The organism is Microcoleus sp. K5-D4 (genome assembly GCF_036704575.1).
Classification (GTDB): Bacteria; Cyanobacteriota; Cyanobacteriia; order Cyanobacteriales; family Microcoleaceae; genus Microcoleus.
Window position 1 is genome coordinate 1 of record NZ_JAUBSD010000005.1, and the last position, 16,048, is coordinate 16,048.

14 protein-coding genes are annotated in these 16,048 nt (G+C 44.5%); 3 read left to right on the plus strand and 11 right to left on the minus strand.

Going from position 1 to position 16,048, the window contains the following annotated elements:
- Positions 1–61 precede the first annotated feature (61 nt).
- From hisC to QUA77_RS02870, 4 genes are all read right to left on the minus strand, one after another.
- Complete coding sequence (gene hisC / locus QUA77_RS02855) at positions 62–1,120, minus strand: histidinol-phosphate transaminase (RefSeq protein WP_333449200.1); 1,059 nt, start codon at positions 1,118–1,120, stop codon at positions 62–64.
- A gap of 73 nt (positions 1,121–1,193) precedes the next feature.
- Positions 1,194–1,907: a glycerophosphodiester phosphodiesterase family protein gene (locus tag QUA77_RS02860; RefSeq protein WP_333449201.1), complete on the minus strand. Its 714-nt coding sequence runs from the start codon at positions 1,905–1,907 to the stop codon at positions 1,194–1,196.
- Positions 1,904–2,755 (minus strand): alpha/beta hydrolase, encoded by an 852-nt coding sequence (locus tag QUA77_RS02865; RefSeq protein ID WP_333449202.1) that lies wholly within the window; start codon positions 2,753–2,755, stop codon positions 1,904–1,906. The genes QUA77_RS02860 and QUA77_RS02865 overlap by 4 nt, the downstream gene beginning before the upstream one ends.
- Before the next feature lie 177 nt (positions 2,756–2,932).
- Complete coding sequence (locus QUA77_RS02870; RefSeq protein WP_333449203.1) at positions 2,933–4,192, minus strand: esterase-like activity of phytase family protein; 1,260 nt, start codon at positions 4,190–4,192, stop codon at positions 2,933–2,935.
- Between the two features lie 21 nt (positions 4,193–4,213).
- Here QUA77_RS02870 and QUA77_RS02875 point away from each other — a divergent pair, with 21 nt between their 5' ends.
- Positions 4,214–5,548, plus strand: coding sequence for a tetratricopeptide repeat protein (locus QUA77_RS02875; protein WP_333449204.1), 1,335 nt, complete (start codon positions 4,214–4,216; stop codon positions 5,546–5,548).
- Positions 5,549–5,621: 73 nt separating this feature from the next.
- On the opposite strand, the gene QUA77_RS02880 is transcribed toward QUA77_RS02875, so the two are convergent.
- Positions 5,622–6,140 (minus strand): GNAT family N-acetyltransferase, encoded by a 519-nt coding sequence (locus QUA77_RS02880; protein WP_333449205.1) that lies wholly within the window; start codon positions 6,138–6,140, stop codon positions 5,622–5,624.
- Between the two features lie 445 nt (positions 6,141–6,585).
- Between QUA77_RS02880 and QUA77_RS02885 the strand changes: the two genes are divergently transcribed.
- Positions 6,586–8,640: an ABC transporter ATP-binding protein gene (locus QUA77_RS02885; RefSeq protein ID WP_333449206.1), complete on the plus strand. Its 2,055-nt coding sequence runs from the start codon at positions 6,586–6,588 to the stop codon at positions 8,638–8,640.
- 124 nt (positions 8,641–8,764) lie between these two features.
- On the opposite strand, the gene QUA77_RS02890 is transcribed toward QUA77_RS02885, so the two are convergent.
- From QUA77_RS02890 to QUA77_RS02915, 6 genes are all read right to left on the minus strand, one after another.
- Positions 8,765–9,076 carry a hypothetical protein gene (locus tag QUA77_RS02890; RefSeq protein ID WP_333449207.1) on the minus strand — a complete coding sequence of 104 codons (312 nt, stop codon included), beginning with the start codon at positions 9,074–9,076 and terminating at the stop codon, positions 8,765–8,767.
- Positions 9,077–9,256: 180 nt separating this feature from the next.
- Positions 9,257–9,475, minus strand: a complete 219-nt coding sequence (locus QUA77_RS02895) for a hypothetical protein (protein ID WP_333105450.1) — start codon at positions 9,473–9,475, stop codon at positions 9,257–9,259.
- Between the two features lie 144 nt (positions 9,476–9,619).
- Positions 9,620–10,837: a DNA double-strand break repair nuclease NurA gene (locus QUA77_RS02900; protein WP_333449208.1), complete on the minus strand. Its 1,218-nt coding sequence runs from the start codon at positions 10,835–10,837 to the stop codon at positions 9,620–9,622.
- 405 nt (positions 10,838–11,242) lie between these two features.
- Complete coding sequence (locus QUA77_RS02905; RefSeq protein WP_333449209.1) at positions 11,243–12,037, minus strand: HAD family hydrolase; 795 nt, start codon at positions 12,035–12,037, stop codon at positions 11,243–11,245.
- A gap of 245 nt (positions 12,038–12,282) precedes the next feature.
- The gene (locus QUA77_RS02910) at positions 12,283–13,017 is read right to left on the minus strand and encodes a DUF928 domain-containing protein (RefSeq protein WP_333449210.1); all 735 of its coding nucleotides are present in this window, start codon (positions 13,015–13,017) and stop codon (positions 12,283–12,285) included.
- 142 nt (positions 13,018–13,159) lie between these two features.
- A complete protein-coding gene (locus QUA77_RS02915) occupies positions 13,160–13,900 on the minus strand; it encodes a DUF928 domain-containing protein (protein WP_333449211.1) in 741 nt (246 codons plus the stop codon).
- 336 nt (positions 13,901–14,236) lie between these two features.
- On the opposite strand from QUA77_RS02915, the gene QUA77_RS02920 reads away from it, so the two are divergent.
- Positions 14,237–16,021: a CHASE2 domain-containing protein gene (locus QUA77_RS02920; protein ID WP_333449212.1), complete on the plus strand. Its 1,785-nt coding sequence runs from the start codon at positions 14,237–14,239 to the stop codon at positions 16,019–16,021.
- Positions 16,022–16,048 lie beyond the last annotated feature (27 nt).

Below are 16,048 nucleotides of genomic sequence, written 5' to 3' on the forward strand. Positions count from 1 at the left end.
CATAAACTCTGGATTTTTTGAAGTTTTATTTTTGGCGCTTGCACGCCTTACTTATCATACCCTAATTCAGCAATGCCAGAATTTCTTTCAAAATTTTAAGTAATAGTTGATTCTGTTCCTCCGTACCTAAACTAATCCGCAATTTGTCTTCTAATCGCGGCTGATTGAAGTATCGAATCAATATTCCCCGTACTTTGAGTGTTTGATAAATTCTTTCTGCATCGCCGTTTGGTGGCCGCACTAACAAAAAGTTGGTTTGCGAGGGCCAAACGTCAAAGCCTAATTCCTGGAAGCTAACGGCTAGTTTTGCTCTGGAAGCCTTAATCTTTTCGGCGTTGGCTATTTTGTGGTCTTGATCTGCGATCGCAGCCGCGCCCACTGCATAGGCTAAAGCATCCACATTATAGCTGTCTTTGATTTTATTTAATTCTGCCAGCAGCGCCGGATTTGCTATGGCAAAACCCAGCCTCAATCCTGCTAGGGAATAACCTTTTGAAAGCGTCCTCAAAACTATAACGTTACTGTACTTTTTTGTCAAGTTCAAAGCATTGTCTTCGGCGAAATCTACATAAGCTTCGTCGATGACAAGAATGCCAGATAACTCTTTAGCCAGTTTCTCCAAATCTGCAATAGATATGGCTGTTCCCGATGGACTGTTTGGCGAAGCTACAAATGTCACTGCACCCTGGGCTGCTATTAGCAAATCGACTGGTAACTTGTAGTCGTCGGGATAAGGAACTTCAACAAATTCTGCATCTTGAATTTGTGCCAAAGTGCGGTACAATACATATGTTGGCGCGGGACAAACAATCTGTTTCCCAGATTCGCCCACAGCGCGAACTATCAAGTTTAATAAATCGTCGCTGCCGTTACCTACAACAATCCAATCATCAGCAACTCCCAAAACTTGACTAGCCGCAATGCGGAAACTTTTGCCAGTTGGATCGGGATAGCGCCGCAGCATTTCTCCGTCTATTTCCTGAAGCACTTTTAAGGCTTTTGGAGAAGGTGGATAGGGATTTTCATTAGAATTTAGTTTAATAATTTTTGTGCCTAGCGGTGGCTGTTCTCCCGGCACATAGCCAGACATTTCGTGGATGCTTTTGCGAAAGTAATTCATCTATTAATTGAGTTTTGTGGAACGGGCATCTTGCCCGTTCTTGATAATGGTGCAAGATATCAAGTTAAACAAATTATATCAAACAATTAGTGACTATCCGCGTTATACCCAAATCCATTAACTTTTGCATATCTGCTCGATCGTCCACCGTCCAGGCCACAATGTCAACTCCTTGACTCCGGCTTTCTTGAATTAGTGCGGGGTTTTCCAGCAACACGCGATACTGGCTGCTAATCAAATTATCCTGATAGGTCACAGCTTGAGCTAATTGAGTTTTGTACGCTTCTAGATTAGCAACAATGTGTCCGATCGCCAAATCACCAGATAGCCGCCGCACTTGTTCCAGAAATCCAGCGTTAAAGGAGGTAATAACGCATTTGTGTTGGATTTCTTCGCCCTTCAAAGTATTGACAAAATCCGCGACATCGGCGTCAGACCACTCGCAGTGAGGTTTGACATCAAAATAAAGAAATTTGCCAACATTTTTGAGTATGGTTAATGATTCTTTTAAAGTAGGAATTTTTTCTTGTGAAAATTCCTCGCTAAACCATTTTCCTGCATTAAGTGTTTGCAATTGAGACAGGGTTGTTTCCCTAACTTTGCCAGAAACTCCAGTGATTCTATCTAATGTTGCGTCGTGAAAAATTACTGGTACGTTGTCGGCGGATAGCTGGATGTCAAATTCGATCGAATGAGCTCCACGGGCGCTCGCCAGTTCAAAAGCTGCTAAAGTATTCTCGGGGGCGATCGCCGAAAATCCCCGATGTGCGATAATTTCTAAATTCACTGTCTTGTGTCCTCTAAAAAATCTGCCACAGTTTGATTAAAAGTTTCTGGTTGAGTCAAAAAACACCAGTGATTCCCCCGTACTTTGGCAACGGTAAGATTTTTCAAGTATCTATTGTAGGGTTGCATTTGCCAATCCATGCGATTTACGCCTTTTTCCGGCTGTACAAACAAAGTCGGGATATCAATATTTTTAGTTAAACCGGCAACTTTCATCACTTCTGCAAATATCTGATTTCTGGCTGCAATCGCAAATTTACTGCCCCAAGTTCCGTCGGATTTTTGTTCGATTTGGTGTTGGAATACCATTTGCTGCACGTCACTCCAATCTGCGTATTCTCCCGATTGTTTTGCTGCTGCTTCTGCTTGGGCTAAAGTCGCAAACGGGCCCACACATTTTAGACAGTCTAATTTTCGGTAAACAATTGGCAGGGTGAGTTTCATCGCGGCGGGCATTTTGGTGATGAAGATGGGGTCTACTAAAATCATACTGCAAAAGCGATCGGGATTTTGCCTCGCCCAAATCGCTGCTAGTTTGCCCGTCCAAGAATGGCCTAAAATGTGGGCGTCAGGCCAGTTGAGATGTGCCATCAAAGCTTCTAAATCTGCGATCGCACTTTCAAAAGTATAGTCGGTTTTCGGTTTGCTACTCTCTCCGTGACCGCGCATATCTGGCGCTACAATATGATAGCGGTTGGAGAAATAATTGCCCAAGCTATTCCAGACACACGAAGTATCTGCTAAACCGTGTAACAACAGCAAACGCGGAACTTTTTTACCTGTTTCTGGCTTCCATTCTAGGTATGAAAGTTCCATTCCTGGCAGGTGCAAAGTGTTACGAATTGGCATGATTAGGGGTTTTTATAGTTAGAGAAATGTGATTTAAGTTTTTTATGAACAGGCAAGATACCTGTTCCACAAAGAGTTAATTTTCTTCTACTGTTTTCATAAACAGGCAATATCCCTGTTTCACAAAGAATAAATCTTCTTGTGGGGTGGGGTGGGCTTCTAGCCCGCCCTTCTAACTTAACCTTTGCCCTTCAAACTCAACAAGATAAACTGAGTTTTCTGCGCTTCATCAAAATTGTCATCGCTGACCAAAACTAGACTCTGGCTGCCATCGGGCAAGCGCGGGCCGAGGGTCATCCCCTCTAAATTGTACAGCGGAATTCCGAGTTGGCTTAAGTCGAGCAGCAACTTTTTTTTAACAGGTTCGACTGCCACTCGCCCTTTAAAACTCTGGATTCTCGAAGTATCTGTAGCCGCCCCAACCGCTACTTGATAAATCCTAGCGCCGTATCCCGACAGCCCAAAAGAACGTTCTAAACTCAGAATCTGACCGCCACCGACAGTTACTAATTCTGTTAAACCGTTCAAAACTGTCATAGGAACTTGGTCTAACTTGTAAAGATTTTCCGATACTAATTGCGGCGTTTTATCGACGATGACATAATGTAAAAGACGGAGTTTATTTTCCTGTTCCGGGTCTAAATCTTGCATTAACGGCGCTTCCGTAGCTGCAAACAAACGAAACGGATCTAGACCGCCCGGACTAAAGGTTTCTGGGTCGATGGTTAAAGATTCAAAACCTAAATTATCAACCACTCCTTGCTGCTGTTTTTCATCGCTGGCATCGGGAATATAGCGCTTGGGTATCGGCAAATTTCCCCGCATTTGCCCTGTTTTGAGGTCAAATTCACCGATAAAAGGAGGGATGCCAACATGAGTAACGCCTTCGCTGGCGACAAATACTGAGTTGCGAGGAGAAAGGGCGATGCCTTCGGGATTGATGGAACCCCAAGAGAAGGTTTCACCGTCTGCTTTTTTGAGGGATGTAACGCCTTCAACGGTAACTTTTTTCAGGCGAATATTTGCTGGATCGCTTGATGTGAGGTCGAGTCTGAGACTGTAAAATCTCGCTTCTCCGTTTTCGCTGGGGTCGTCGGAAAGAGCGTAAAAGCGATAAGCTTTGGAAGTGACTGCGCTAATACCTTTGGGGTCGTAGGTAATTCCTGACAAACCGCCGACTGGTACTCCTTCAAAATTGATTTTTGGCAATTGGTACTCGCCCAAAAATTCTAGAGACATTTCTGGAAAAGAGCGGTCCTTTGCAACTGCGGGAGGGGGGGCGCAAGCTGTGCAAACAGTTAAAAGAATTAGGGCTAGACTAAATAAGCGTAAAATGCGATCGCCAAGCGTCTTTAAATGGTCATAATTGCTCAGCACGGTAATTTTTATTTTGTTGCTCTTGTTGAACAGTTTGCTTTTGTGCCATCTTTGTGACATAATTTATACCGTTTTGTAGATATGCAAAACTTGATGTTTCCAGAAAAGATGCCGAATCGCGGCAACCAAATTTTAAGAATGAGAAGTTCTGTGCCAATTGGGTGCTTGCTTTTCTTGTGGCTGTGTGCTGGTTCTATTGCTAGCGCCCAAACTAATCCACCAGGCCTCGATCAATTTTCCCCTAATCCTCTAGAAATTACCACACCCGATCCCCTAGCCCCCGCCAGTGAATCTTTGAGCAGCACTCAGCGGGACGAACTGACAGCGGCTTTGGAAGAGTTAAACTTAGAAGCAGCGGCTAAACTGCAAGCTGGAGACGGCGCTGGTGCTTTTGAAATTTGGTTCCGAGAATTGCGGCTGCGGAGGTATTTGGGGCCGGCGGCGGAAATTGCTGCTTTGAGTCGGGTGGGAAGTGTTGCTTGGAGTAACGGTAAAAACCTCGAACTACAGCTTATTACCAAACGGTTGCAAGCAATTCAAAAAGAAGTCAAATCCCAAGTACCACTTAATACTGAGTTGCTCCCCGTCTTCGCTGCGGCTTTTCAGCAGGTGCGCGCTAAAGGCCCGACTGTAGAAGTTTACCAAGAAATTCTCGAAAATGCGCGCCAAAACCAAGATATATTGGCTGAAGGTCAGATTTTAAAGGCGATCGCGCTAATTCACGTCAATTGGTTGAGTTACGATAAAGCTGCTCCCGTCTATGAGGAATTGGCAACTTTAATTCAGGAAAACCGCGCTTTATTTGCTGCTAATTCTGCTGTGCCCACTTCTGCTGTAGTTGCGGGAAACGGCGCGCCGCCGCAGCCTGTAACTCCTCCAACAGAGGTAGATACTCTCAGACAGTTGGCCTACGTTTACCAGCAGTCGAAACAACCCCTAAAGGCGATCGCAGCCAGGGAAAAACTAGCATCAGTGTATGTCAACCTGCAAAATCCCAGCGCTATACCACCGCTCAAAATTGCGATCGCCAGCGATTACCAAACCATAGGTCAAATCAATTTAGCAGCTCAATACTATCAGGAAGCCTACAATTTAGCCGTCCCTATTCAACAGTATGCCCAAGCTAGCGAAGCTTTAGATAAATTAGCTTTACTTTATCGAGCGCAAAAGCAGTGGGAGCAGACTTTGCGGATTTATCAAATGCAGTTGCTGTTAGAAGAGCGGGCTTACAATTTCTACGGATTGATGAACGCTTATGACAATATCGGTCAAGTTTATCAAGAGATGAAGGCTTACGATAAAGCTTTGGAATCCTATCAAAAAGGGTTGGACGTGGCTAAAAAATTGGGACACAGACAAGAGTATTTTGCTAAAAAAATTCAAAAAGTTAACAAGCAATTGCAAAGAACTTCGTAGTTGTCAGCAGGCAATAATGACAATTTGCAATGTGAGTAATTTAAATGCAGTAAGGTGTGCATTGCACACCCTACTAAACTACTTTTGACTCGTAGGTTTCTCGCGAGATAGAGTAATATAGTACATCAGTTTCGTAATAACGAGTATTTTTTTCATATTTCATGCCAACTTTCTGTATCACCCGCTGGGAGGCGATATTTTCGGGTCGGGCGATCGCAACTATTCTCTCCAAATTTAATATTTGAAATCCATAGTTGAGACTAGCCAAAGATGCTTCTGTAACCAATCCTTGATTCCAATAAACTTTGTCAATCGCATAGCCCAGCTCAACTTCCGGTGTTTGGTCCAGAAAAACCAGTCCGCAGCGACCGATCAATTTACGGTCTATTTTATGTACTAAAGCCCACATTCCGAAGTTGTTTTCTGCCCAACATTTGAGCATGGTATGAATGGCGATTTGTGTTTCTTCTCTAGTTTTAACTCCTCTCAAGTATTTCATTACTTCTGCATCACTGTAAATACGGTACAGCTCATCTAAGTCTTCAGGCGTAAATTGTCTCAGATACAATCGGGCTGTCTCTATTTCGTGCATAATTTATCAGTACAAAGTCTAATACACTTTCATTAAGACGACGGTGAAATGTAGAATCAATCTCTTCAATCCAGTGAACTGCATTTTGAAAACCCAGCATTTGACACAGTAACTAAAACCAGTAGTAAACTCTATGTCTAAAGGCATAAAGTGGCAAGTAGCGGGTATCCGCAATTGTAATAAATATGGGTGACTGAGGGCTGTATGGTTGGAGAATTTGCTGGCTATGTAGAATATTTCCTAATTTGACTGACTCTATTTGCTACAATTATTAGTTGGATATATTGTACAGCTTTTTTGCTCTAAGCTGAGCGAACTGATCTCGCCCGCCCGCCCTACAAGCCACGCAGCGAAAAAAAGCTCGATATCCTCAGAAAAAGGCGCCGGATTTAGCAGCATAATAGCTTCTGCAATCTAAAATCTAAAATCTAAAATCTAAAATCGGATGACAACTTCCTCACCAGTAGCAGATACCAAAAACAAATCCGGCCAGGAAACAGACTGGCGGTTATTCATGAGGTTGGCATCTTACGCAACCCGCAGCAAACGCTTGCTGATTATTTCGATCGCACTATTAGTACCGCTAGCAGTCTCAGGAGCAATTCAACCGATTCTCATCGGACAGGCAATTTCGGTAATTCGCTCGGAACCTACCTACGAATTCTTGCGGGGATTGTCTCTATCTGCTGCCTTGAATATTTTGGCTATTTTGCTGATGCTAACTATAACACTTAGATTAGCACTGCAATCAGTTCAAGGCTATTTAGTCACGAAAGTAGGGCAAATAATTACTACAGATATTAGAAATGATTTGTTCGCCCACGTCACATCGCTAGCAGTGAGATTTTTCGATCGCACTCCTGTCGGCAAACTGATGACTCGCCTCACCAGCGATGTGGAAGCTTTGGGAGAGGTTTTCTCTTCTGGGGCGATCGGCATTGTCAGCGATTTATTTTCAATTTTAGTAATTGCCATTTTCATGTTTACCATGCAGTGGCAACTAGCTTTAATGTTGGTGCTGATGATGATACCAATTACCGCAGTTATAGTTTATTTCCAGTACCAATATCGCATAGCAAATTACAATACCAGAGAAGAACTTTCCGAACTCAACGCCCAACTGCAAGAAAACCTGACTGGTATTGGTGTAGTGCAGCTATTCCGCCGCGAAAGATTCAACTCAGAATTGTTTCGCGTCACGAATAAACGCTACATTAAAGCAGTTGACAAAACTATATTTTACGACTCAGCCGTATCTGCGACATTAGAATGGATTGCTTTAGTGGCGATCGCAGCGGTTTTGTGGATGGGTGGTCAAAGGGTTTTAGCCGGTAATCTTAACTTCGGTACTCTCTCGGCATTTATTTTATTTGCTCAACGTCTCTTCGATCCGCTGCGGCAATTTGCGGAGAAATTTACGGCAATTCAAGCAGGATTTACGGCAGTCGAACGGATTAGCGATATTCTCAACGAACCGATCGAAATTAAAGATCCAACTAGCGCGAAGAAGGAAGAAGATCCTTCGGCTTCGCTCTGGGTAAAAAGAGGGAAGAGGGAAGAAGGAAGAAGGGCAGGTTATTCACCGTTGTTGATAACTGGACATCCAGAGACAACGGCTTACAACTTGGCTCCGTTCGATCGAGGATTGGCAGATAATCATCAAAATCCAGCAAGTTCAGAATATCGTTTATTGGCTAACACTCCCCAATCACCCCCCGCCACCCCCCCCAAGCTTCGGGGGGGTGAAAATGCCAAATCGCAGAATTCTGAATCTGGAGAAATCCAATTTGACAACGTGTGGTTTGCTTACAAACAAGACGAATATGTCCTGCAAAACCTCAATTTCACCATCAAATCCGGCGAAAAAGTAGCATTAGTTGGCCCCACGGGTGCGGGCAAAAGTTCGATTATCCGTCTCCTGTGCCGCCTTTACGAGCCGACGCGAGGACGGATTCTGGTTAATCATGTCGATATTCGGGATTTGCCTCAAGCAGAGTTACGCAGGCACATAGGCGTAATTATCCAAGATGGCTTTCTATTTGCTGGTGACGTGAAGAGCAATATCAGCCTGGGAGAAAGTTACTCGATTGACGAAATTCAAGCAGCAGCAGAAAAGACAAATGTTGCCCGTTTAATCGAACAGTTGCCTCAAGGTTATGATACGCAATTGCGGGAACGGGGAACCAATCTTTCGGGGGGACAAAAGCAATTATTAGCGTTTGCTCGCGCCGCCATTCGCAATCCCAGTATTTTAGTTCTAGACGAGGCAACTGCTAGTTTGGATGTGGGGACGGAAGCTTTAATTCAAGAAGCTCTAGAGCGTTTAATGGCGGAAAGAACGGCGATAATTATTGCCCACAGGCTCTCGACTATCCGAAATGTCGATCGCATTTTAGTGCTCAAACGCGGGCAATTAGTAGAGTCTGGCAGCCACGAAGAATTGTTGCAGCAAGAAGGGTTGTATGCCAGTTTGTACAAGCTGCAAATGCTGGGAAGTTAATATCAGAAGGAAGAACGAAGAGGGAAGAGGGAAAATTTTCGGAATACCGAGATACAGGACTTGACGGGGTAAGAACCCCGTCAAGTTTTCTATTCAACCTTTGTTTGCACTTTTTATCTGCGATTCACTTCACGTTAAGCTGAGGATTCCGAGCGCCCAGCCCCATTGCCAATCCCACCAGGTCAGATGCCAGCATCCCACTCAGGAAGGCCCCAAATGCTGTCACCCCCACATTGACTGCATCCAGCGATTGCATAGGAAAAGCGCTGCTGTAGAGAAAGCCTCCAGCAATCCCACCCGCTAGGCCAGAGACTCGGAAGGCAATTTCTCGGAACGGATCGGGAGGAGGAGGGGGAGGAGGAAACCGCCAGGGCCCCCTTGGAATTGTTCCGCACCATCCGGCGATCGCCCAAGCAATTAATAAAGCTGTATTCATTTGCTTTTATGTCGATACGTTAGCTCTATTGTGGCGATCGGAGCGAGCGATCGAGCAGTCGCTTTTTTGAGTGACACTTATTTGAGCGACAGCCATCTGTGCCACCACAGCAGACCTAGCATACATTCAATTAGATTTGTCCTCCAATCTCAAATCTAAAATAGCAAATTTTAAATTGATTCACTTGCCTGAAATCATTTTACCCAGGGTTTCCGGCAAGTGAATTATATGTTGGAAAAGCTGATTGGGGCCGATGCCAAATAATAACTGCATCGTCAGCACAATTGCTGCTAAACCAATCGCGGTGCCGATGCTGGCTTTCAACACTTTAAACGCCCAATTAAAGACTAGCCAAGATACAAGTAACGAAGCAATTAAAATAATTATTTCTATTGGCATATAACATTTTTAACTCTATTTAAACTCTACATACCTTACGCAGCAATACCAAATAAACCGGGTTTTTTATCTATGTTAAAGGTTCAAATGCAGTATTTCGGTAAAAACCCGGTTTCTGCGTCCAAGACTACTCTACTTATTACTTTAAGCAATACTGCCGCGCTTCCGTGTTTCCTTATAAGAAATTCCGACATTTTTTAAGCCGGCTTTAATCATTTGCTGCTCTAACAAAGCGAAAAAGCGACTTCGATCGCCCCCCGTGACTACCGCTTGATTATGAGCTTCTGCTAGCGTCACCGGATACCCGCCGCCTTTGTGTACTTGAGCGAGCATCATTCCTAATGCTAAATCTAGCTGTGCTGTATCTTGTGCTACCCATTCCGGCACTTCTATTCTAGCAATTTCTGTGCCAACGTGAACGTAACAGAAATAGACGGAATTAAGACCGTACAAATCTAAAATTCGAGCTTGAGATTTCCACAAAGGGCTTCTTTGTCCCGGTGAGAGGATTGTTGCCCACAATATGGCATCTCGCAAAGGTTCAAATTCTTGACAAGGTGCTTTTTCCGCGAAAGAAATTGTGGCGGCAAATCCGACGTTCGGGCAATTTGTCATGCAGTCTGGTACTTCGTGAGTGCAAGCTTCAAACCGCAAAAAAGATAAGCTTTCGCTGCTGCGAGAAGCGCTTAAGTATCCTAACAGCGGAATTCCTGCTAAACGCAACTTGTCCCAAGATTCTAAAATTGGCAGCAAAATTTGATCGCGCGCATCTGTGGGTAACTGTTCCAAAAACCAATAAATCAGGGAACCGTCTACCATTGCTAAAGCTGGTGCAGGCAATTTATTGTCGTTAACTTTTGCCCAATTGCAGCCCATTTCTGCTAAGGCAATTGCTTCGGAAACTGCGCGCCGATATCCCATCCATTCTTCGGTTCTAATTCCCCACTGACGGGAACCGTACAAGTCTTCGGGTTTGTAGAAAACTTCGGGTACGCTGTCTAAAACTGGGTGGCGGCTTTGTCCGTAGTGCAGCATGACTGTGCCGACGTTTAGCAGGTAACAGTAGGCTATTTCGTGATGGTTGGGGGAAATTTGCGAGCCGTCTGTGGCAAAGACTGTGTGGGCGGCGGGGGGTGCGGTGATGTAGGTGCGATCGGACAATGGCTCGATCGGCGTGGCAGCATTGAATAAAGTGCGATCGCGCCAATTCTCTTGCAATTCCACCAATTTTTCCTGTTCCGCTGCAGCCTTTACCAGCAAATTCTGAGCCACTTCCAAACGTTGGCGAGCCGCGTGAGCTTCCACATTCAAATGTTGGCTCATTCCCTGCATTGCCTTGGCTGCTTTAGTTAAATCGAGCATCGGTTTTAAGTCTCAATATTAGAAAGCTTTCAAGCTGAGAAATTATCAAAATACTTTTCAATTTTTTGGTGGCGAAGCTTTGTTTTTTGTCAGACACGTGGTTTGACCAATTAAAATACTTCGTCCCGGCCCATAGAAATAGTAAAAAACCCGGTTTTGGAGGTCAACATTACTTCCAATAGTCTATAAAAAAAACATTTTTTTTGTCTATAACCTTGCTTTTTTGATAGATTTTTGTTATATTTATTTTATAATCGGATGGTGACAAAAATATTATTTTTTCACCATTCCATTATATTTAAATACCATGTCTACGCCGCAAAAGTCAACAAAAAAGATGTAAAATTTTGTGATTTTTTAACTCTGAAAAGCGAAAAAAAATCACACCTGTAAACAAATCTAACATCAATAGTCGATCGGTAGCCAATCTGCGAAATCTCCGGCAAACTGCGACAGAGAAAGCAATTGAACTGGTGGATTTTGAGCCACAGATTCCCGTTCTGGCAAAGTATTGTAACCCCAATCAGCCAAAAATAACCTCACCTGAGATAAATCTGGCTGCTGCTTCACCGACAGCAAAGTTTTTAACCTGTCTTCCACAAACCAAATAGTCGAATCTTTGCCAGACGCGGCCAAAAATTCCCGCAAAATTTGGTGTTTCGGCTTGTTGTATTCCTTACCAAAAATCAACTCTGACGGCATTTCTACGCCTGCTAGCTGCAAAAGTTCTCGCACAAAACGACCTTCCTTTGTAGTGACGATCGCCACTTTCACCGAACTATCCTGCAACGAGTGCAGGCGATCGGCTACGCCTGGATAAAAGCGGTGCAAAGACAGCCACCCAGCTAAATCCTCAGCAATCCAATTATCGCGCAATCCGTCTAACATAGCACCGACCGACTGCGCTTTTAAATTATTTTCTATCAATAAATGCGGTACAATATGGGGCCACTCCAGCAAAATTTGCTCGGGGGAAATTCCTGTCAGTAGTGCGCGGATCAGCAGTGGCATTTCCCAACCAGTTTCAATGGCGGGTCGCACTCGGTAAAAACTCAAAGCTAAATCTGGATCGGGTACTGTTTCGACTGGTTTCCAGATTTGACAGTAGGTACGCCAAGCTGTTTGGAAATATTCGATTAGTCCGTCACAAATCACACCGTCAAAATCAAGAGCTAGAATTGTCGGAAAGTTATTAGCCATCAATCGATTTTAGATTTTAGATTTTAGATTTGGGATTTGGGATTGAAGAATTGAACAATTGAACAATTTGAGAATTGAAGAAAGCGATATTACTTATGAATCCGGGGACTGGTTATCGGATACTATTTTTTGGTTGTGCCAGGATAAAGACGGGGGCTTGTACCCTGGCTGCTTTCGGTCACTGGATTGAAGAATTGAAGAATTGACTATGCAAACACTCAGCAATGATTGGTGAAGAGTGGTTATTAAAAAGACTGAACTAGCGGTTGAGCGGCAATCGATTCTAGTCCTTGGGACTGCAACAATTGCGTCCACTCGGTCGTCAGCCGGGAATCATCGGGTGCGAGGCGCCGCATTTCGGCTAGAGTAGCAACAGTCTCGTACCAAATCCCATTTTTAGCATAAGCAATCACCTTAGCCATAGGGTCGGGATTTGCCAAATCGTTCTTGAGATTTGCCTGGGGTTCAATTCGCTGCATCCATCCTTTAACAATATAATCTCCCGAACGCTCCAGCGGATCGCAGGCTAGTGCAAACGACCACACATATCGCTTACCAACCTCAATATTTTTTGTCTGGTCTTTCTCAGAAAGGCTAACTCCAATAATTCCGGCTTTGTCATTTTTTAAAGTAGTTTCGTAAACTACTTCGGATTCATCTTCGTTTAGCAAAATAAACTCTACTTGAGCCGCCGGTTGAGATACATATACAAAAAATGTTGGCGACTCTGTTAGCGTTAAGCCCATATTGCTTTCAGGTATTAAGGGAGTAATGAATAAACCATCCCGTAACTTACAGCCTCGATGCGTCCCCCCTTGCCGGTTGTCGGGGGCTGTTACATCGGGAGGTTTGAAATTAACATTCTGACTCAGCAGAATGGGTGCAGGCACAGCCTGCATCGGTGTCAGCAAACTGGGGAGAGTAACGGCGATCGCCAATACAGTCATCACCAGTGCAGTAAAATGTATAAAACGTTTCATTTTTCCACCAACTTGTAGAAATATTTATAGAGCGCATCTCTAAATGTTAACCCGGAGTTTTAGCCCCGGGCGCGATCGAGTAAATGGGTCAATTTTCACATCGCCATCGGCCGACCGACAAAATTTTCAGAAATAGCGAGATTTAAAGCGGCGCAACCAGTGGTTGAGCTGCAACTGATTCCAGTCCTTGGGACTGCAGTAATTGCGTCCACTTGGCTGTGAGCTTCACATCCCCCGGTGTCTGGCGCCGCATTTGGGCTAAAGTAGCGAGTGTTTCGTACCAAATCCCATTTTGAGCATAAACATTGAGCCTAGTCATCGGGTCGGGATTTGCCAACTCGCTCTTGAGAGTTGCCTGCGGTTCAATTCGCTGCACGAACCCTTTAACAACTAAATCCGCAGCTCGGTCTTCGGGGTCGCAAACTAGCGAAAATGACCACACGTATCGCTTGCCAACTTCAAGGGATTTGTTGTTGTCCACGGTAGCAGGAATGGTAACTCCAACAATCCCAGATTTGTCTAGTTTAAATGTTTTTTCGTAGACCACTTCCTCTTCCTTCTCGTTGAGGACAGTAAACTCAATTTTTGCCGAGGTTTGAGGAACATAGACAAAAATTGTGGGAGACTCTGTTAGGGTTAAACCGATATTAGTTGGAGGTACTAAAGGAGTAATAGATAAACCCGCTGGACAAAGCTTGTTGCCGCGATGTGTTCCTCCTTGTCGGTTGGCGGGGGCTGTTACGTCGGGAGGCTTGAAATTAACATTTTGACTCAGCAGAAGCGGCTGGGATTGTGCGCGCATCGGTGCAAGTGAACTGGGTACGGTAGCTGCTATCGCAGATACGGCGACCGCAAGTGTAGCCCGATGTAGAAAACGTTTCATTTGGTTGTACCTTTCACTATAATTGCAAACACAGGCATTCGCTGATGGCGACAAATATTTTTGAGCTGCTAGTCGAGGGTGCAGATACACAATTTATACCTTGACATATCATCAATAACATTAATTAATTCGAGCGGCAAGGGGATTCTCTGTCGGAAAAATCAGGTTTCCTCAACCGCAAGTATCATTGGATACAGTTGGTCGCCACGTACTGTAAATTTTTGTAACAAAGTGGTCGGAGTTTCCGAGTGTTCTAAGATGGAGGAAGTCTCCAGCAGGGGGGAAATGTGAAACAACTGCTGTTCCAGAAACGAGTCAAACTTTTATGCTGGGATAATGAGTAAAATATCTAACAAAATTCGATCGGCAGTGGCTCAATTGAGTCAAATGTATAAACCATCACTAGCATTGGCTAAGTCTGTATTAATTGCCAGCGCAGCAGTAACATTATCATTGATGGGGGCCAGACACCTAGGAATACTCGAACCATTAGAATTAAGCGCTTACGACCAAATGGTGAGGTGGCGTCCCGAGGAACAGCCAGACTCGCGTTTGCTAGTTGTGGGGATTACCGAAGCAGATATTCAGAAATTGAACCAGTGGCCGATATCCGATCGCAAAATAGCTGAAATCTTACAAAAACTTGACAAAATGCAGCCGGCAGTCATCGGTTTAGATGTACTGCGAGACGTACCTTTAGGAGACGGGCGCGAGGAATTAACTAAACTTTTACAAAAAAGCGATCGCATTATCGGGGTATGTTTAGTCACCGACGGCAGCCCGGATAATCCCGGTTCTCCGCCTGCGCCGGGGCTGCCAGAAAACCGGGTGGGATTTGCAGATTTCGGAGTCGATCCGGGTGGCATACTCCGCAGGGCTTTATTATTTATGAAACCCCCGACAATTAAGGGCAATTCCTCGGCCCAAAAACATCTTTGCAATGACGACTCTCAAGTTTTATATTCCTTCAACCTCCAGCTAGCACTCCGCTACCTGCAAGGGCAAAAAATCTCTCCCCAACTTGCACCAGATCAATCTTTATGGCTGGGAAAAACCAAATTAAAACAACTAGCAAGCAATGACGGAGGATACACAAATACCGATGTCAGGGGATATCAAATATTAATTAACTATCGTTCCAGGCGGCAAGTTGCCAACCAAGTCAGAATTACGGATGTTTTAGAAGGGAAAGTTGACCCGAAGTTAGTTAAAGATAAAATAGTTCTCATCGGTTACACCACAGAAACCGTTAAAGATTTATTTTATACTCCTTACAGTGGGCGACAGCAAAGCAACCAATTCATGCCTGGTATCGTGGCACACGCACAAGTAGTCAGCCAAATTTTGAGTGCAGTTTTAGACAACAGACCGATGTTGTGGTTTTGGTCGGAATGGGCAGAAATCTTGTGGATTTCGGGATGGTCAATTGTCGGAGGAACCTTGGCATCGCGGATGGCTCACCCAGCGAAGTTGACGGTGACATTCGCAGCAATGCTGTCCGGGTGTTGCGCGATCGGCTTTGGGATTTTTCTGTTGGGAGGGTGGGTGCCTGTGGCAGCGCCAGCGTTAGCATTAATCTTAACTGGCGGTAGCATTGTCTCAGCAGAGAGATTTAATAAAGCCGGATACGGGAAAGCAATTAGTGATCGAGTAAAACAAGTCTTTAAAATCGAAATAGACCAAGCCAAAAAAGAACAGCAAGTCGCCGAAATCACCGAATCTGATTTCTTTAAAGAATTGCAGCAAAAGAAAGATAAACTGAGGATTAGCAAACAAGAAACCTCTGAAAAAACACCTTCCGAACCCCAAGAAATAACTGCAAGTACCCCAGAGCTTCCCAAGGCCGAAAGTCAGACAGACGAATACCTAGCTCAGTTGCAGGAAAAAGCCAAACAGCAGAAGCACCGCGCCACCGTGACTGAATCGGAAAGTGGCTCTCAAACGGGTGCGATCAATGCCGGCAGCGGTGCTAGTTCAGCCGAAACTCAACATGACGAGTTCAGCGATTTGCAAACCAAAGCCAAACAGATGCGGCAGCGCAGGGGCGCCCAAAAGATGATAAAAGATGAAAAAATTGATAGTTTAACAGATAAGGAGGATGTGGGGGGCAAGGAAGAATGACAGACAACTCGACTGCATCATCGAGAA